20 protein-coding genes and 1 pseudogene are annotated in these 17,158 nt (G+C 30.7%); all 21 read left to right on the top strand.

Annotated elements, in window-relative coordinates; translation table 11 throughout:
- Positions 1-5 precede the first annotated feature (5 nt).
- Positions 6-1,046 (top strand): protein-glutamate methylesterase/protein-glutamine glutaminase, encoded by a 1,041-nt coding sequence (locus P8F83_RS11790; RefSeq protein WP_326514733.1) that lies wholly within the window; start codon positions 6-8, stop codon positions 1,044-1,046.
- Between the two features lie 8 nt (positions 1,047-1,054).
- Entirely contained in the window at positions 1,055-1,819 is a 765-nt protein-coding gene (locus P8F83_RS11785; protein WP_326514732.1) for a CheR family methyltransferase, read from the top strand.
- A gap of 10 nt (positions 1,820-1,829) precedes the next feature.
- Positions 1,830-3,878 (top strand): chemotaxis protein CheA, encoded by a 2,049-nt coding sequence (locus P8F83_RS11780; protein WP_238902603.1) that lies wholly within the window; start codon positions 1,830-1,832, stop codon positions 3,876-3,878.
- A 21-nt stretch (positions 3,879-3,899) separates the two neighbouring features.
- The gene (locus tag P8F83_RS11775) at positions 3,900-4,502 is read left to right on the top strand and encodes a chemotaxis protein CheC (RefSeq protein ID WP_021800888.1); all 603 of its coding nucleotides are present in this window, start codon (positions 3,900-3,902) and stop codon (positions 4,500-4,502) included.
- A gap of 17 nt (positions 4,503-4,519) precedes the next feature.
- Complete coding sequence (locus P8F83_RS11770; RefSeq protein WP_021800889.1) at positions 4,520-4,879, top strand: response regulator; 360 nt, start codon at positions 4,520-4,522, stop codon at positions 4,877-4,879.
- A 19-nt stretch (positions 4,880-4,898) separates the two neighbouring features.
- On the top strand, positions 4,899-5,300 hold the full coding sequence (locus P8F83_RS11765; RefSeq protein ID WP_021800890.1) for a chemotaxis protein CheW: 402 nt from the start codon (positions 4,899-4,901) through the stop codon (positions 5,298-5,300).
- Between the two features lie 17 nt (positions 5,301-5,317).
- Positions 5,318-6,316, top strand: a complete 999-nt coding sequence (fliM, locus tag P8F83_RS11760; protein WP_021800891.1) for a flagellar motor switch protein FliM — start codon at positions 5,318-5,320, stop codon at positions 6,314-6,316.
- The gene (gene fliY / locus P8F83_RS11755; RefSeq protein WP_326514731.1) at positions 6,309-7,433 is read left to right on the top strand and encodes a flagellar motor switch phosphatase FliY; all 1,125 of its coding nucleotides are present in this window, start codon (positions 6,309-6,311) and stop codon (positions 7,431-7,433) included. Before fliM ends, fliY begins: the two co-directional genes overlap by 8 nt.
- A gap of 186 nt (positions 7,434-7,619) precedes the next feature.
- Positions 7,620-7,892: a flagellar biosynthesis anti-sigma factor FlgM gene (locus P8F83_RS11750; protein ID WP_073018607.1), complete on the top strand. Its 273-nt coding sequence runs from the start codon at positions 7,620-7,622 to the stop codon at positions 7,890-7,892.
- Positions 7,892-8,302 carry a flagellar protein FlgN gene (locus P8F83_RS11745; RefSeq protein ID WP_181601064.1) on the top strand — a complete coding sequence of 137 codons (411 nt, stop codon included), beginning with the start codon at positions 7,892-7,894 and terminating at the stop codon, positions 8,300-8,302. Before P8F83_RS11750 ends, P8F83_RS11745 begins: the two co-directional genes overlap by 1 nt.
- 9 nt (positions 8,303-8,311) lie before the next feature.
- Positions 8,312-10,129, top strand: a complete 1,818-nt coding sequence (gene flgK / locus P8F83_RS11740) for a flagellar hook-associated protein FlgK (protein ID WP_326514730.1) — start codon at positions 8,312-8,314, stop codon at positions 10,127-10,129.
- A gap of 16 nt (positions 10,130-10,145) precedes the next feature.
- Positions 10,146-11,141 carry a flagellar hook-associated protein FlgL gene (gene flgL, locus P8F83_RS11735; RefSeq protein WP_326514729.1) on the top strand — a complete coding sequence of 332 codons (996 nt, stop codon included), beginning with the start codon at positions 10,146-10,148 and terminating at the stop codon, positions 11,139-11,141.
- Positions 11,142-11,156: 15 nt separating this feature from the next.
- A complete protein-coding gene (fliW, locus tag P8F83_RS11730) occupies positions 11,157-11,582 on the top strand; it encodes a flagellar assembly protein FliW (RefSeq protein ID WP_326514728.1) in 426 nt (141 codons plus the stop codon).
- A 5-nt stretch (positions 11,583-11,587) separates the two neighbouring features.
- Positions 11,588-11,803, top strand: a complete 216-nt coding sequence (csrA, locus tag P8F83_RS11725; RefSeq protein ID WP_326514727.1) for a carbon storage regulator CsrA — start codon at positions 11,588-11,590, stop codon at positions 11,801-11,803.
- A gap of 20 nt (positions 11,804-11,823) precedes the next feature.
- A complete protein-coding gene (locus P8F83_RS11720; protein WP_238902596.1) occupies positions 11,824-12,162 on the top strand; it encodes a flagellar protein FlaG in 339 nt (112 codons plus the stop codon).
- A gap of 18 nt (positions 12,163-12,180) precedes the next feature.
- A complete protein-coding gene (locus tag P8F83_RS11715) occupies positions 12,181-12,471 on the top strand; it encodes a hypothetical protein (RefSeq protein ID WP_326514726.1) in 291 nt (96 codons plus the stop codon).
- A gap of 10 nt (positions 12,472-12,481) precedes the next feature.
- The gene (gene fliS / locus P8F83_RS11710; RefSeq protein ID WP_238902594.1) at positions 12,482-12,862 is read left to right on the top strand and encodes a flagellar export chaperone FliS; all 381 of its coding nucleotides are present in this window, start codon (positions 12,482-12,484) and stop codon (positions 12,860-12,862) included.
- Between the two features lie 14 nt (positions 12,863-12,876).
- On the top strand, positions 12,877-14,739 hold the full coding sequence (gene fliD / locus P8F83_RS11705; protein WP_326514725.1) for a flagellar filament capping protein FliD: 1,863 nt from the start codon (positions 12,877-12,879) through the stop codon (positions 14,737-14,739).
- Positions 14,739-15,062 carry a hypothetical protein gene (locus tag P8F83_RS11700; protein ID WP_326514724.1) on the top strand — a complete coding sequence of 108 codons (324 nt, stop codon included), beginning with the start codon at positions 14,739-14,741 and terminating at the stop codon, positions 15,060-15,062. The genes fliD and P8F83_RS11700 overlap by 1 nt, the downstream gene beginning before the upstream one ends.
- Before the next feature lie 111 nt (positions 15,063-15,173).
- Positions 15,174-15,991 (top strand): annotated as a pseudogene (locus tag P8F83_RS11695) (flagellin N-terminal helical domain-containing protein).
- Positions 15,992-16,126: 135 nt separating this feature from the next.
- Positions 16,127-16,945 carry a flagellin N-terminal helical domain-containing protein gene (locus P8F83_RS11690; protein ID WP_326514723.1) on the top strand — a complete coding sequence of 273 codons (819 nt, stop codon included), beginning with the start codon at positions 16,127-16,129 and terminating at the stop codon, positions 16,943-16,945.
- Positions 16,946-17,158: the final 213 nt, after the last annotated feature.

The following is a 17,158-nucleotide window of genomic DNA, read 5'->3' as shown; positions in this document are numbered from 1 at the left end:
TTGAATTGCATAAAATTAAAGTTTTAGTAGTTGATGATTCAGCTCTTATGAGAAAAATAATATCAGATATTATTAATGAGCAGGATGATTTAGAAGTTATTACTACTGCCAGAAATGGAGAAGACTTATTAGAAAAATTACATAAATTCACACCTGATGTTATTACCTTAGATGTAGAAATGCCTAAAATGGATGGAGTAACAACTCTTAAAGAATTAAAAGGCAGAAAAGTATCTACACCGGTGATAATGTTAAGTAGCTTAACAGTTAATGGTTCAAGATTGACCATGGATTGTTTAAGACTGGGAGCTTATGATTTTGTAGCAAAACCATCAGGATCTATATCTTTAGATATTACTAAAGTTGGAGAAGATTTAATACAAAAGATAAGAAGTACAAAGTCTGTAAACAAGAAGATAAGTACTATAAAACATAAAGTTGAACCAGTACATATAGAAAGAGTAACAAGTTCTAAAAAAAGAGTGGAGGCACTTTTAATAGGAGCTTCAACAGGAGGCCCTAGGGCTTTATATAGTGTTCTTCCCCTACTTCCAAGAGATTTAAATGTTCCGGTTTTTGTAGTTCAACATATGCCTAAAGGTTTTACTAAAGCCTTTGCAGATAGATTAAATGAAAATTCTAATATGCAGGTAATAGAAGCAGAAGATGGCCTGATAGTTGAGAGAAATAAGATATATATAGCAAAAGCAGGATATCACATGGAAGTTGGTGTAGATAAGAGAATCCATTTAAATGAAGAGCCTACTGTATGGGGAGTAAGACCGGCAGTAGATAATTTATTGTTTTCAGCGGTTAAAGTGTATGGAGGAAATGTTGTCTCTGTAATTTTAACTGGAATGGGCAGGGATGGTTCAAAAGGTACTGTTGCAGTAAAAGATGCAGGTGGAATAACTATATCAGAACATGAAAGTACTTGTACCATATATGGAATGCCAAAAGCAGCCTACGATACTGGAAAAGTAGATATGGTGTTACCTTTAAGTCAAATAAAAGACAGTATAATAAAAATAGTCAGTAAAAATTAGGAGGCGCCATGGATTTCTTAGAATTTGAAAAGTGGGTTCATAGATATATAGGAATAAACCTATCCGCTTATAAACCTAACCAGCTGCATAGAAGAATAGAAAGTTTAATGAATAGAGTTGGAGTTAGAAATCTTGAGGAATATAAAGAATTAATATCTAAAGATCCTAATCAAAAACAAAGATTTTTAGATTTTATTACGATTAACGTAACAGAATTTTTTAGAAATCCTGAGATGTTTAAACAACTAGAAGATATACTTAAAAAAGACCTTGCTAAAAGCTCATCCTTAAAAATATGGAGTGCAGCTTGCTCTATAGGATGTGAACCTTATTCTCTTGCAATGATTGCAGAAAATATAAATTATAAAGGGAATTTAACTCTTTTAGCAACAGACATAGATACTACTATTTTAGGTAAAGCTAATAAGGGTGAATACACTGATAATGAAATGAAAAACGTAAGTCCTTCAGATTTAAATAAATATTTTAAGAAAGTTAACGATAAATACTATATAGATGATTCTATAAAAAAGAAGGTAACTTTTAAAAAACATGATTTAATACTTGGGACTTATGAAAAAAACTTTGACTTAATTGTTTGCAGAAATGTTGTCATTTATTTTAATAATGATACTAAAGAAGCTATTTATAGTAAGTTTGCAGAGTCTCTTAAAAAGGGAGGACTACTTTTTGTAGGAGCTACAGAAACTATTTACGATTATAAAAAATATGGTTTTGAAAAAGCGTCTACTTTTATATATAGAAAACTATAAGGAGGATAACATGGATACATCGCAATATTTATCAATGTTTTTAGAAGAATCCTTTGACAATTTACAAATGTTAAATGAATCTTTACTAGAGCTTGAACAAAATCCAGGAGATATGGATAAATTAAATGAAATATTTAGAGTTGCTCATACCATAAAAGGAATGGCAGCTACTATGGGATTTACCAATGTAGCAGAGTTAACTCATAAAATGGAAGATGTACTTTCTAAGTTTAGAGAGGGAGAGTTAAAAGTAACTCAGAACGTAGTAACAGTTCTTTTTGCTTGTCTAGATACACTTGAAAAGATGATAAACAACATCCAAGATGGTGTAGATGAGCAGATAGATATTAGTTCTATAATACAAGATTTAGAGTCTATAGGAACTAAACAAGAAGTAGTAGAAGATGTAGTAGAGGAAGTAGTAGAAGAAACTGTTGAAGTGTTTAAAGAAGAATTAGAACTAAATCAGTACGACTTATCAGTAATTAAGCAAGCTAAGGAAAAGAACTTTAATGCTATTAGTTTAGTTATAACTTTAAGTGAGTCAACTCTGTTAAAGTCTGCAAGAGCATTTTTAGTTGTTAAAGACTTGGAGGAACATGGTGAGATTATTAAATCTTTCCCAAGTACAGAAGATATAGAGTCAGAAAACTTTGACTTTGTATTAAAGTTTATATTACTAACTCATTCAACTAAAGAAGAAGTTTATGACTTAGTTATGGGAATTTCTGAAATTGTGAGTGTAAAAGCTAACTATGTAAATATGGATGAGAGTAAAATAGAACAAACTTCTGAAGTTAGTAGTGTTGAGGCAGCTTATACAAAGTTAGACGTACCAGTTAAAGAGATAGCAAAAGCTACACAAGAAGTTAAACAAGTTGAAAGAAAACAAGTTGAAACTAGTAAAAACAATGCTAAAGATAACAAGAAAACTCATCAGTCAGTAAGAGTTGACTTAGATCGTATAGATAAACTTATGAACATGGTTTCTGAACTTGTAATTAATAGAACTAGACTTGAGCAAATAAGTTTAAAGTACAAGTCACAAGAACTTAATGAAACTTTAGAACAAGTAGCAAGAACTACAACTGATCTTCAAGACTTAGTAATGAAGATAAGAATGTTACCATTAGATGTTGTATTTAATAGATTCCCAAGAATGATAAGGGACGTTTCAGTAGAACTTGACAAAGAAATAAACTTCGTAATAGAAGGTGCTGAAACTGAGTTAGATAGAACAGTAATAGATGAAATAGGAGAACCTCTAATTCATCTACTTAGAAATGCTGCTGACCATGGAGTTGAAAGTAAAGAAGAAAGAATTGCAAGTGGTAAAAATCCTATAGGAACAGTTAAACTTGTAGCTTATCAAGAAGGTACAAAGGCTGTTATAAAGGTTGAAGATGATGGAGCTGGCATAAATGTAGCTAAAGTAAAAGCTAAAGCTGAAAAAGTTGGTATAAATACCGATGGAATGAGTGATGAAGATATTAGAAATCTTATATTTGCTCAAGGTTTCTCAACTAATGAAGTAGTTACTGATATATCTGGAAGAGGAGTAGGTATGGATGTTGTTAAAACAAAGATATCTGCACTTGGAGGAACTGTTGAAGTAGTTTCTGAAGTTGGTAAAGGTTCAGCTTTCATAATTAAACTTCCACTAACTTTACAAATAATACAAGCTCTTCTAGTTAAGGTAGGAGGAGAGACTTTTGCCATATCTTTAGGCTTTATTGATAGAGTTATTGATTATAAAGAACAAAATATTAAAAAGACTAATGGAAAAGAAGTTATAATCTACAGAGATCAAGTTATTCAACTTGTAAGAGTAAATGAAAAACTTAATATTCAAAGTAGAGAAGAAGGTAAGAAATTTGTTATTATAGTAAAAGTTGGAGGAAAAACCGTTGGCTTACTAGTGGACTCTTTAGCAGGACAACAAGAAATTGTAATTAAGCCACTCGGTAAGAGTTTAGAATCACTAGAAGAGTACATAGGAGCAACTATCCTAGGTGATGGACTTGTAACTTTAATACTTGATGTAGCCGCTTTATTATAATAGAGTGGTAGGAGGTATAAGATGGAACATGGTAAATTAAGCCCTTTACAGTTGGATGCAATTAGAGAAGTTTCCAACATTGGAGCTGGAAATGCTGCAACTGCGCTTTCTCAATTAGTGAATAAAAAAATAGATATGACTGTTCCTTTTGTTAATATAATTAATTTTGAAGATATTTTTACTAATATTACAGAAGAAAAAGAAGTTTTGGGCATACTAATAAGAGTTTTAGGAGATTGCCCGGGAAATATTCTGTTTATTTTTGAAAAAGAATCTGCAAAAGAAATTGTTGAAGCTTTACTTGGTTCAGAAGATTTGTTATTATCAGAAATGGGAAATTCCGCTCTTTGTGAAGTTGGAAATATAATATCAGGAGCTTACATGAATGCCATAAGTAAATTTACCAATCTATCAATTATGGCATCTGTACCAGCAATGGCTCATGATATGCTAAGTGCGATTCTATCATCTACATTGATTGAGGCTGCACAATATAGTGAAAACATACTAGAAATAGAAACAAAATTTTTAACAGGAAAAAACAATGAGGCTGGAGGGTATTTTTACTTCTTACCAATGCCTGGTTCATTAGAAAAAATATTAGGTGCAATAGGTGTAATCTAATTACGGAGGTAATGTAAATGTCAAAAGTATTAATAGTTGATGATGCTGCTTTTATGAGAATGATGATTAAGGATATTTTAGAAAAGAACGGTTTTGAAGTTGTTGGAGAAGCTAACAATGGATTAAAAGCTGTTGAACTTTATAAGAAAGAAAGTCCAGATGTTGTTACAATGGATATAACTATGCCAGATATGGATGGAATAGAAGCTGTAAAACAAATAAAGGCTTTCGATCCTGGTGCTAAAGTTATCATGTGTTCAGCAATGGGTCAACAAAGCATGGTTATGGATGCTATAAGAGCTGGAGCAAAAGATTTTATAGTTAAGCCTTTCCAAGCAGAGAGAGTGCTAGAAGCGATTAAAAAGGCTATTGGTTAGCTTTTAGGAGGGGATACCTATGCAAATTGTTGTCTTCAAATTAGGTGAAGAGTTTTTTGGTGTTGAAACACTAAATGTTCAAAATATAAGTGATATGATGGAGATAACTAAAGTTCCTAATGCTCCATCATACATAAAAGGATTAATAAATTTAAGAGGTAACATAATATCTTTATTAGATTTAAATTTACTTCTTGAAAATAATCATTTAACAAGTGAACAGTCTAATGTAATCATATTAGACATTGAAAGTGAACAAATAGGAATAACCGTTGATTTTGTTCAAGAAGTTATTGAACTTGAAGAGACTACTATGCAAAAGCTAGATTCTTCAAAAGGTCAAGGATATATAAAAGGAATACTAAATCTAGAGGATAAAATAGTAACAATAATTGATATAAATAAATTATTGAATCCATAATAAAGTGAGGGAAAAGCATGGCAGAGGTTTTATCTCAAAGTGAAATAGATGCCTTGTTATCTGCACTTTCTACAGGGGAACTTGAACCTGAGGAGCTACAAAGGGATGAAGAGAAACAAAAAGTTAAACTTTATGACTTTAAAAGCCCTCAGAAGTTTTCTAAAGAGCACATTAGAACTCTAGAACTTATTCATGAAAACTATTCTAGAATAATTGCAAACTATCTAGGTGCTCAGTTAAGAAGAAACGTTAAAGTCACTTTAGAAACTGTAGAACAAGTGCCCTATGAAGAATTTATACATTCGATATCTAATCCTACATTGCTAACTATCTTCACTTTGCCACCACTAAGCGGAAACATTTTGTTTGAAACCAATCCACAGTTTGTATATCAAGTTATTGATATACTTTTAGGTGGTAATGGTGAGAGAAAATATTATTCAACTAAAGAGTTTTCGGATATAGATAAAAATATAATAAAACAAGTTAATACTGGATTAATTTCTAACTTAAAACTTGCTTGGGAAGATATAATGGAAGTTGAACCTAAAGTGGAGGGTCTAGAAACTAATCCAGCCTTAAATCAAACTTTGGCGCCTACTGAACCAGTAGCATTAATCTCTTTTTCAGTAGAGCTTGGTAAAAATAGTTCTTTTATTAATTTATGTATACCTTATATGAGTTTAGAGAAAATCTCTGACAAACTAGTAGTACAATATTGGTTTAAAAATGAATCTGAAGAAGATTCAGATGATACTCAAGAAAAGGTGAAAGAAAGATTAAATATTGTGGATGTTGAAGTGTCAGCTGAACTTGGAAAAACCCATTTAAATATAGATGATTTTTTAAAGTTAGTTAAAGGTGATATTATAAAACTAGACAATAGATTTACTGAACCTGTCAAAGTGTTTGTAGAAAATGAAGCAAGTTATTATGCAAAGCCTGGTATAGTAGGAAAAAATATAGGTGTATCTATTCTAGATATTTTAGATAAGGATGTGGAAGACGATGAGTAATGGGTTTCTTTCTCAAGAAGAAATAGATTCGCTATTAAATGGAAGTGGCGGCGATCCTTCACCTGATCTAGGAAGTAATGATGAAGAGATCATAAAAGATATAGAAAAAGACTTGTTGGGGGAAATAGGAAATATTTCAATGGGATCTGCCTCAACAGCGCTATCACAAATAATAAATCAACAAGTAAATATTACTACTCCTGTAGTAAGTATAAATACAGTAAATGAAATTAAAAATGGTTTTGAAACTCCTAACATAATATTAGAAGTAGAGTATACATCAGGTATAGTAGGAAGAAACATACTTATTATGAAAACTTCTGATGCATCTGTTATAGCTAATCTTATGATGGGTGGAGATGGAACAGTTACTCAGGAGGTTTTATCAGAGCTTGAGATATCAGCTGTTCAAGAAGCTATGAATCAAATGATAGGTTCCGCTGCAACCTCAATGGCAACTATGTTTGCTAGAGAAGTTAATATATCTCCTCCAACATCTAAAACTTGGGAGAATCCAGACGATAAACTTTCAGAAGGTATGAATGATGATGAATCTGTAGTTAAAGTTTCTTTTAGACTTACTATAGGTGATTTAGTAGATTCAAGTATAATGCAAATTTTACCTATACAAACTGCTAAAAAAATAGTAGCCATAATGATGGGTGAAGAGGATAAACCGCAGGAAGTTAAACAAGAAGTTTTAGAAAAAACTCCACCTAAAAACATACAGGTTGAGGAAACGCATTATACATACGAAGAACCAGTTACATACAGAGAACCCGCACCACAAATGCCACCAGTAGAAGTTCATCAAGCACATTTTGAGCCTTTAAGAAATGAAGCAACAGGAGTACCTCATAAGAATATTGATTTAATATTAGATGTACCTCTAGAAATATCCGTTGTACTTGGAAGAACAAAGAAAAGTATAAAAGATATATTAGGACTTTCAAATGGATCTTTAATTGAGTTAGATAAACTTGCAGAAGAACCAGTTGAAATTTTAGTTAACGGTAAGAAAATAGCTTATGGTGAAGTTGTGGTAGTAGATGAAAATTTTGGTGTAAGAATAACTAGTATTGTATCAGGTCAAGAAAGAATAAAATCACTAAAATAGGGGAAACTCCTTTTTATTACTGAAATAATTCAGATAATAATAGGAGTTTTTAACTTTTAGTTTTTTAATAAGGAAATAATGCAACTCACTAGGTAATTTTTGCATTATAAAGTTTTTTTCTAAATAAATTTATATTAAGTCCGATAATATAAATAGAATAATTATTAAGAGCTTGGAGGTTTTGTTATGAATATTAAGGGTGTATCTCAAACTAATATTAATGCTTATCATAATGTAAGTAGAAAAAAAATAGAAAACAAACAAATAGAGGGTGTTAAAGATAAAGTAGAGATATCAGAAGCAGCTAAAACACTTCAAAGCTATGGCATAGAAGAACTAAAGGATAACACTAAGAGAATAGAAGAGATAAAAAAACAATTAGCTAATGGTACTTATAAACCTACTGCAAAGGCTATTTCTAGAGCTATGTATAATGTTATGAAAGGTAAAGACTTTTAATGGTTGAAAACTTAAAAGATATATTAAGTAAAGAAAAGGAAAGTCTAGAAAAACTTTTGCATAGCTTAGAGAGGCAACATGAGTATATACTTAAGAAAGATATATTTAAAATGGAGTCTGTAGTGGAAGAAATTCAAGGCTCCAATAAAGAAGTTGCCGAGTGGGAAGTTAAAAGAAGAAGAGCAGTAGGAAATGTAGATTTTCAAAAGTTTATATGGGACTCGGAAGATGAAGAATTAGAAAATTTATATAGAGAAATAAAGAAATTGTTAGAAATACTAAAGTTACAGAAGGAAACAAACGATTTATTAATTAAGCAAAGTTTAGTATTTACTAATAAATTATTAAACCTTATTAATCCAAGAAGAGATATGGACACCTATAACTCTTATGGGAAGATAAATAGGTAGGAGGTAATTATGTCAGGATTATTCTCAACATTTAATATAGCTAAAAGAGGAATGACTGTAGCCCAGAAAACAATAGATGTAACATCTCATAATATATCTAACTCAGGTACAGTTGGATATTCAAGACAAGTAGCTAAAGTAGAAACAACAAGACCAGCAAGTACTATAACAGCAGGTCAAATGGGAACAGGGGCTCAGGTTTCTGCCATACAAAGAATTAGAGACAGCTTTTTAGACTACCAAGTAAGAAATGAAAATAGTACATTGGGAAAATATGGTGTAAAAAACAGTTTTCTAAAAGAAGTAGAAAGTATATTTAATGAACCTTCAGATACAGGAATATCTACTTTAATGACAAAGTTCTTTTCTTCTTGGCAGGAGCTATCTAAACAACCACAAAGTTCAAATGCAAGAACAGTTGTGGCTCAACAAACACAAGCGCTTACAGATGCATTAAATCACACCTACACAAAACTAATTGATCTTCAAACAAATGCTCAAAATTTAATAAAAAATAGTGTTACAGATGTAAATAGTATACTGAATCAGCTAGATCAACTTAATAAAGAAATAATGAGCGTTGAAGTATCAGGTAATACACCTAACGATTTAATGGATAAAAGAGATTTGCTTTTAGATCAACTAAGCAGTAAGTTTAATATAACTGTAGATAGAAAACAATTTGAAGGCGTAGATGTTAAGCCAGTAGATAAAGGTGATATGAAGTATGGACAACTAGTTTCAGCTGATCAAAACGCAGATGTTTCTAGATTTTCTTATATAAGTGATATACAAAAAGATGGGACAGATGTAACTGGACAAACCTATGTAATAACTTATTATAAACTTGGAGACACTTCATCAGAGCTAAACAAAGGAACACTTAAAGTTACTGGACTAACTGAGGACAAGTTAAACGAACTCAAAGCAAACAGAGTTCTATGGAGTAACTCAGAAGGAGTTCCAGTTAAAGGGGACGGCTATCCAACAAACTCAAGAGAAGTTATACATGTTGGAGAACTTATGGACTTTAAACCAACCTCAGGTGAACTTTCAGGAATAATGTCTGTACAAAAAGATATTAATGAGTACATAGATCAACTTAATAAAGTTGCAAAGTCTATAGCACTTTCAGTAAATGCAATACATTCAGGACTTCCAAAGAGCAGTAATAATGGTGGATATCCAGATAAAGATTACTCACCATTTTTTGTTAATAAAGATGTTGCTAAATATAAAGCTAATGGAGAACTTAATAACTTAGATGTTACTCTAGAAGCAGAACAGGAAATAAATGCTGGAAATATAACTATAAATACAGAACTTTTAAAAGATGTTATGAAAATAAAAGCCAAGCTTAATGATAACTCATATGCATTCGCTGGTGATAACACTGTAGATGGAGAAGGTAATGGTGACAGAGCTTTAGCAATAGCACAACTACAAAACACTTTACTTAGAGTTCAAGACTTCGGTGAAAATATAAACTCAAGAGAAGACATGTTTAACCCAGCTAAAGGTGGAGCAACTCTAACTAACAATGGTATGAAAATATCAAGTGATACCTCAGGTATGAAGTTAGATGCTTTCTTTAAGGACATGATTGATAAACTTGGAGTACAGTCTCAAGAAGCTGAAAGAATGGTAACTAATCAAGATAGTCTATTATCTTCTCTAGAACAAAATAGAGACTCTGTATCAGGAGTTTCACTAGATGAAGAATTTGCAAACTTGATTCAATTTCAACATTCCTACAATGCAAATGCAAAAATAATATCTACCGTAGATGAACTTTTGGATGTAGTTATTAATGGATTAAAACGATAAGAGGTGAGAATACTAAATGAGAGTAACTAACAGAATGTTATCTAACAATTATTTAAGAGATATGCGTACTAATTTATATAATATGTCAAAGGTTCAAACCCAATTAACAACGGGGAAAGAAATAAGTAAACCATCAGACAATCCTTTTAAAGTTGCTAGATCAATGCAGTTATATACAGATATTGCTTCAAACAAGCAATATAACGAAAATATAAAGGATACCTTAAATTGGCTAGATTCTACTGATACAGCTTTAGGACAGGTAAATGATTCACTTCAAAGAGTTAGAGAACTTATGATATCAGCAGGAAATGCTGCTTATGGTTCTGATGAAAAAAAAGCTATAAAAGATGAAATAAATGAAAAGGTTAGTGAGATATCCCAGATACTTAATACTAACTTTGATGGAAGATACTTGTTTGGAGGAAATAAAACAACTTCTAAACCAATAACTGTAACGGAAGATCCTACTACAGGGAATAATGTGTTAAATTTTTCAGGAAAAGATGGGGAACTTCTTCCTCTAAACAGTGGGAATAGCAATATAAACGCTCAAATAGATATGATAAAAGGAAAAATGTCTACAGAAATATCTCAAGGTGTTAGCATGGAATATAATGTTTCAGCTGCAGATGTATTAATGTTTAGAAGTGATAAAGGCAAAAATATAAATGTCATGGAGCTTTTAAGTGATATAACTAAAAATTTAGAATCTTCAGATGCTACAGAATCAAGTAAAATAACTGGAGAAAATTTAGCTGATTTAACAGCTACTATGGGTAACCTTTCAAAGATAATGGCTGAAGTAGGAGCTAAACAAAACAGAATGGAGTCTGCTAAATCTAAAAATGAAGATGAAAACTTTAATATGACAGAGCTTTTATCAAAAACAGAGGATATAGACATAACAGAAAAGCTTATGCAATATTCAATGATGCAGACAGTTTATATGGCATCACTACAAACTTCATCTAAAGTAATACAACCTTCTTTAATTGATTTCCTAAAATAATAGGAGGAAGATAAAATGGAACTAATAACAAAACAGCATGGAACTTTCACTTATAATGAAGAGGAAGTAATAACCTTCAAGAAAGGTATAATGGGGTTAGAACATTTAAAGAAGTTTATAATAGCTGATATTAAAGAAAACCCTGTATTTAAAATTCTTCAATCAATAGAAGATGCGGATGTAGGACTGGTTATAATTTCACCTTTTGAGGTTAAAAATAACTATGAGATAGAACTTAAAGAAAATTTAACTGAAAATTTAAGTATATCGTCTCAAAAAGAAGTTATGCTGTACAATACAGTTACTGTAAACTCAGATGTACATAAAATCACAGTAAATCTAAAAGCTCCTATAGTTATAAATATGGATAAAAAACTAGGAGAACAGATAATAATAGATAAGGAAGAATATAAAATAAAGCATCCTTTGATTGAGAGGTGATTTAGATGCTGGTTATTACAAGAAAAAAGGGCGAAACTTTGATTATAGGAGAAGATATAGAGATAGAAGTTTCCAAAATACAAGATGGTTCTGTTAAACTAGCTATAAAGGCACCTAGAAATATTACTATTTTAAGGAAAGAGCTTTATGAAGAAGTTGAAAAAGAGAATAAGGAAGCCTTAACATTTAATTTAGATACGCTTAAGAATTTAAAAAAATAAACATAATCGAGGTGTATAATATGGATATTAACTCAGTTAGTCAGGGAGGACAACTAAACCTAGATTATTACTCAGGAAATCAGACTCAGAAGGTTGAAGTTAAAACTCAAACAGAGGATAAAAAAGATTTCACTAAGAAAGATATAGATAAAGCAGTGGAAAAATTAAATAAACTTTTGGAAGATGAAGGAAGTCATGCAGAGTATAGGGTTCATGATAAATTTAAGTACGATGTTATGGTAAAGATAATAGATAATAAGACGAAAGAAGTAATATTAGAAGTACCACCTAAAAAAGTTTTAGATTTAATTGCTAGAATGGTTGAAGCTGCAGAATCCTTATTTGATAAAAAAGCTTAAAATTAAGGTGGTGATTCTATGGAATTTAAATTAAATAAAATAGATACTGACTTAAGATTAAAACTTCAAGAAAAAAGAGATGATCATAAGGTTCATGGAAAAGAAGGAACAACCATAGAAGCATATAACGAGGAAAAAGAAAAATTTAGAGAAGATAAAAAGTTCGCTAAAATTTTAGAAGAAAAGAAAAAAACTAAAAAAGAAAAAAAGATAATTATAGATGGAGTAATGGTAGACAACCTTCAAGTAGAAGGAGAAAAGGACGTATCAGAAATCTCCAAAGGGGTATTTATAGATATAAAAAAATAGGAGGAATAATATGTACCCAAATGCAGTTAATGTGTATAAAAATAATTCAGTTAATTATGCTTCAAAGGAACAGCTTTTATTAATGCTTGTAGATGGAGCTGTAAAGTTTTCTAAACAAGCTAAAGAAGCTATAAATAGAAATGATGTTAAAAATGCTCATGAGTATTTAACTAGAACACAAGATATATTCGTGGAGCTTATGGTGAGCTTAGATAAGAATGCTGGAGAGTGGGCAACAAATTTATTTAATGTATATGAGTTTATAAAAGATGAACTTTTACAAGTGAATATTAAAAAAGATGGCGAAAAATTAGAAAAATTAATACCACTAATAGAGGATGTTAGAGATACTTGGCATGAAGCCTATAAGTTATCAAAAATTAATAAATAAAAAGGAGTGATGATATGGCAAGCGTAACATCATCAACAACTGCTACATCATACAAAAGAATAACAGGACTTGCTACTGGATTAGATACAGATAATCTGGTTAAACAAATGATGCAACCATATAAACTAAAGGTTACTAAAGCACAACAAGAAAGAGATTTACTAGTATTTAAACAAGACATGTATAGAGAGATTATTAAAAATTCAAGAGACTTTTACTCAAAATACATGGATTTAAGTAAACCAGATTCTTTATTACTTTCAAAAAATTATGGAACTTCAAAGTTCACAAGTACAGGATCAAATGTTACTGCGGAAGGATTAGCTGGAGCTAAACTAGGAACATATACTCTTGATGTTAAGCAAACCGCTAAGGTAGCTCAATATAGTTTTGGAACTGGAACAAATGAAGTTAATAAATTTAGTGATTTAAAAGGTAAAAATCTAACGCTTAATATATCAGGGAAAAAAGTTGATATTAATCTTAGTGATACACTAACTGATGATGAAGCTGTTCAGTATTTAAATCAAACTTTAGTTACTAATGGTATGAATGCTAAGTTCACTAAAAGTGATCTTACAGGAAATATATATTTAGAAACAACTAAAACTGGAGAAACAGCATATATAGGAATCGAGAGTTTTACAAGCAAAACAGATGTTAAACTTGAAAATATGAGCTATTCTGACTTGAATCAAGCTATTAAAGATGGACAAGACATTAAGTTTTCAATCAATGGTAGTGATGAAGCTATAATTGACTTTAGTGGAATAACAACTACTGATGAGTCAGAAAGAAAAACAGCAATAATTGAAAAATTAGCAGCAGCATTTACTGAAAAAGGTGCATCAGTAAAGGTTGAAAATGATGATATAAGCATAATGAATGGTTCAGGGGATGGAAAAGCCTTAAAGTTATCTATAGGAACCACTGTATATGAGTCAATTGGAGAAACTCAAGGCAAAACAAGCCTTTTGAAAGATTCTGATGGTAATTCTGTAAGTTCAATAAAAGGAACTAATGCAATATATGATATAACTGATTCATATGGTAATAAGGTTACAGGAAAAACATCTGACTCAAATGAGTTTGTTGTTGATAATGTTAAATTTAAAGTAACAGGTATAGGATCTGCAACAATTACAGGAAATCAAGACTCATCAGGATTAATAGAAAAAATAAAAGGTTTTGTAAATGATTATAATAAACTAATTAGTGATATAAATACAAAGGTTAGTGAAAAGAAACAATATAAGTATGAGCCTTTAACAGAAGAGCAAAGAGATAGTATGACTGATGAGCAAATAGAGAAATGGGATGCTAAAGTTAAAGAAGGTCTTTTAAAAAGAGATAGTGATTTAACAAATATAATGTCTCAGTTAAGGCAAGCGTTTAACAGTAAGGTTGAAGGTACAAGCATAAGTTTGAGAAGCATAGGTATTGACTTTACCAACGATATGTCTAAAAGTGGACAAATTGAAATTGACGAAACGAAATTAACAGCAGCATTAGAAACAAGTGCTGACCAGATAGTGAAGCTTTTTACACAAACACCGGCAAGCGGAATAACTGATAAACAGGAAAAATACAATAACTCTGGTATATTCCAAAGGGTTAAAAATGTTTTAAATGATTCTGTTATGAGTTCAAGTTCTAACTTTTTGAAAAAGGTTGGTTATGTTGGAACAGCTACATATACTGATAATGAAATAACTAAAAACTTATTATCAAAAGAAAGAAAAATAGAAGAAATGGAACGTTCATTATCAGATAGAGAAGAAAAATTCTATCAAAAATTTGCTAATCTAGAAACAATAATGAATAAATACAATGCTCAAATGTCTTCTCTATCATCAATGTTTGGAACTTCAAGCTGATGAACTATAAAGAAGAAGCAATAAAGATAGAATTAAAACTCATAGAGCTATTAAAAGAAGAGAAATTTGAATACTTTGATAATCACCTGGAAAAGAGAGAAGAGTTTTATAAGGAATATAGTGAATATAGTTTTGAAGAAGCAAAGGAATTTTTTAACTCGAAAGAATTTAAAAATTATCAGGATAACTTAAAACAAATTTATTCAAAAAAAAATAGTGAGATAAAAGCTGAACTAAATAGAATAGCCAACCTAAAAAGAGCTAATCAAGGATATCAAAATAGTGTTGTAGCAAACAATATGTTTTTAAATAAAAAAATATAAATTTTAGATATTAAGTAGTTATAACTAACTACGATAATATAAACATACGGGGTAATCCCTAAAACTAAAAGACATGGATGTCTAAAAACAAAATTCAAGGAGGAATATATTATGATAATTAACCACAATATGAACGCTATGAATGCACATAGAAATATGAGCATAAACAATGGAAGTGCGGCAAAATCAATGGAAAAATTAAGCTCAGGTTTAAGAATAAACAGAGTTGGAGATGATGCAGCAGGACTATCAATCTCTGAAAAAATGAGAGCACAAATTAAAGGCTTGGATCAAGCTTCAAGAAATGCTCAAGATGGTATATCATTAATCCAAACAGGTGAAGGTGCATTAAACGAAACTCACAACATTCTTCAAAGAATGAGAGAGTTAGCAGTACAAGCATCAAATGATACAAACGTAACAACTGATAGAGATTCTATAAAGAAGAATTAACAGCTTTAGCTAGTGAAATTGATAAAATTGCTACACAAACTCAATTCAATACTAAAGACTTATTTAGTGCAGCATCAACTACAGTAACACTACAAGTTGGAGCTAATAAAGATCAAACAATAGCAGTTACATTCTCTCAAATGAGTTCATCAGCATTATCAGTTGATGATGTAGATACTAAAGTTAGTTCAAGTGCAGATGCTACAGAAGCTATAGACACAATAAACTCAGCTATAGAATCAGTATCAAAAGAAAGATCTAAACTTGGAGCAGTACAAAACAGACTTGAACATACAGTAGCTAACTTAAATAATGCTTCAGAAAATTTACAAGCAGCAGAATCAAGAGTTAGAGACGTTGATATGGCTAAAGAAATGATGAGCTACTCAAAGAACAACATATTACAACAAGCAGCTCAAGCAATGATAGCTCAAGCAAACCAACAACCACAAAATGTTTTACAATTATTAAGATAATAATTAAAAGGATAATAATTAAAAGATATATAAAGTCTTAATTGATTATTTCGATAATTTAATAGTAAGTAATAATATTTACTAAACTAAAAAAAGACATGGATGTCTAAAACAAAATTCAAGGAGGAATATATTATGATAATTAACCACAATATGAACGCTATGAATGCACATAGAAATATGAGCATAAACAATGGAAGTGCAGCTAAATCAATGGAAAAATTAAGCTCAGGTTTAAGAATAAACAGGGCTGGAGATGATGCAGCAGGACTATCAATCTCTGAAAAAATGAGAGCACAAATTAAAGGCTTAGATCAAGCTTCAAGAAATGCTCAAGACGGAATATCATTAATTCAAACAGGTGAAGGTGCGTTAAACGAAACTCACAACATTCTTCAAAGAATGAGAGAATTAGCAGTACAAGCATCAAATGATACAAACGTAACAACTGATAGAGATTCTATAAAAGAAGAATTATCAGCTTTAGCAAGTGAAATTGATAAAATTGCTACACAAACTCAATTCAATACTAAAGATTTATTTAGTGCAGCATCAACTACAGTAACATTACAAGTTGGAGCTAATAAAGATCAAACAATAGCAGTTACATTCTCTCAAATGAGTTCAACAGCTTTAACTGTTAACAGTGTAGCTAATAGTGTTGATACAAGTGCAAATGCTACAGGCGCTATAGACACAATAAATAAAGCTATAGAGTCAGTATCAAAAGAAAGATCTAAACTTGGAGCAGTTCAAAACAGACTTGAACATACAGTAGCTAACTTAAATAATGCATCAGAAAATTTACAATCTGCAGAATCAAGAGTTAGAGACGTTGATATGGCTAAAGAAATGATGAGCTACTCAAAGAACAACATATTACAACAAGCAGCTCAAGCAATGATAGCTCAAGCAAATCAACAACCACAAAACGTTTTACAATTATTAAGATAGTATTTAAGGTGGGGAATTCCCTACCTTTTTTCTTTTGGAAAATATGTATAGGATCTAAAAATATTAGAAAACATATAAAGTATATTAAGAAAGTTACGATAAAATATTTAATAGATAAATAATGATTAAATATAAATTAGAAGCCATAAAGTGGTCTACAATTATTATGGTACTAGAAGTGGTAGAGGTTTCTCTATCGCTTTTTTAATAGGA

This window comes from Clostridium intestinale (genome assembly GCF_035905475.1).
Classification (GTDB): domain Bacteria; phylum Bacillota; class Clostridia; order Clostridiales; family Clostridiaceae; genus Clostridium_T; species Clostridium_T intestinale.
Note: the sequence above shows the minus strand (reverse complement) of the source record. Positions and strands in the feature narration are given on the sequence as shown.

Bases quoted from the DNA above. Each gene is read 5' to 3' on its own strand.
- P8F83_RS11715 (WP_326514726.1), top strand. From the start codon at position 12,181: ATGGAATTTAAATTAAATAAAATAGATACTGACTTAAGATTAAAACTT.
- P8F83_RS11770 (WP_021800889.1), top strand. From the start codon at position 4,520: ATGTCAAAAGTATTAATAGTTGATGATGCTGCTTTTATGAGAATGATG.
- fliS (WP_238902594.1), top strand. From the start codon at position 12,482: ATGTACCCAAATGCAGTTAATGTGTATAAAAATAATTCAGTTAATTAT.
- P8F83_RS11775 (WP_021800888.1), top strand. From the start codon at position 3,900: ATGGAACATGGTAAATTAAGCCCTTTACAGTTGGATGCAATTAGAGAA.
- flgL (WP_326514729.1), top strand. From the start codon at position 10,146: ATGAGAGTAACTAACAGAATGTTATCTAACAATTATTTAAGAGATATG.
- P8F83_RS11785 (WP_326514732.1), top strand. From the start codon at position 1,055: ATGGATTTCTTAGAATTTGAAAAGTGGGTTCATAGATATATAGGAATA.
- fliW (WP_326514728.1), top strand. From the start codon at position 11,157: ATGGAACTAATAACAAAACAGCATGGAACTTTCACTTATAATGAAGAG.
- P8F83_RS11780 (WP_238902603.1), top strand. From the start codon at position 1,830: ATGGATACATCGCAATATTTATCAATGTTTTTAGAAGAATCCTTTGAC.
- P8F83_RS11690 (WP_326514723.1), top strand. From the start codon at position 16,127: ATGATAATTAACCACAATATGAACGCTATGAATGCACATAGAAATATG.
- P8F83_RS11750 (WP_073018607.1), top strand. From the start codon at position 7,620: ATGAATATTAAGGGTGTATCTCAAACTAATATTAATGCTTATCATAAT.
- flgK (WP_326514730.1), top strand. From the start codon at position 8,312: ATGTCAGGATTATTCTCAACATTTAATATAGCTAAAAGAGGAATGACT.
- fliD (WP_326514725.1), top strand. From the start codon at position 12,877: ATGGCAAGCGTAACATCATCAACAACTGCTACATCATACAAAAGAATA.
- fliM (WP_021800891.1), top strand. From the start codon at position 5,318: ATGGCAGAGGTTTTATCTCAAAGTGAAATAGATGCCTTGTTATCTGCA.
- csrA (WP_326514727.1), top strand. From the start codon at position 11,588: ATGCTGGTTATTACAAGAAAAAAGGGCGAAACTTTGATTATAGGAGAA.
- P8F83_RS11745 (WP_181601064.1), top strand. From the start codon at position 7,892: ATGGTTGAAAACTTAAAAGATATATTAAGTAAAGAAAAGGAAAGTCTA.
- P8F83_RS11700 (WP_326514724.1), top strand. From the start codon at position 14,739: ATGAACTATAAAGAAGAAGCAATAAAGATAGAATTAAAACTCATAGAG.
- P8F83_RS11765 (WP_021800890.1), top strand. From the start codon at position 4,899: ATGCAAATTGTTGTCTTCAAATTAGGTGAAGAGTTTTTTGGTGTTGAA.
- fliY (WP_326514731.1), top strand. From the start codon at position 6,309: ATGAGTAATGGGTTTCTTTCTCAAGAAGAAATAGATTCGCTATTAAAT.
- P8F83_RS11720 (WP_238902596.1), top strand. From the start codon at position 11,824: ATGGATATTAACTCAGTTAGTCAGGGAGGACAACTAAACCTAGATTAT.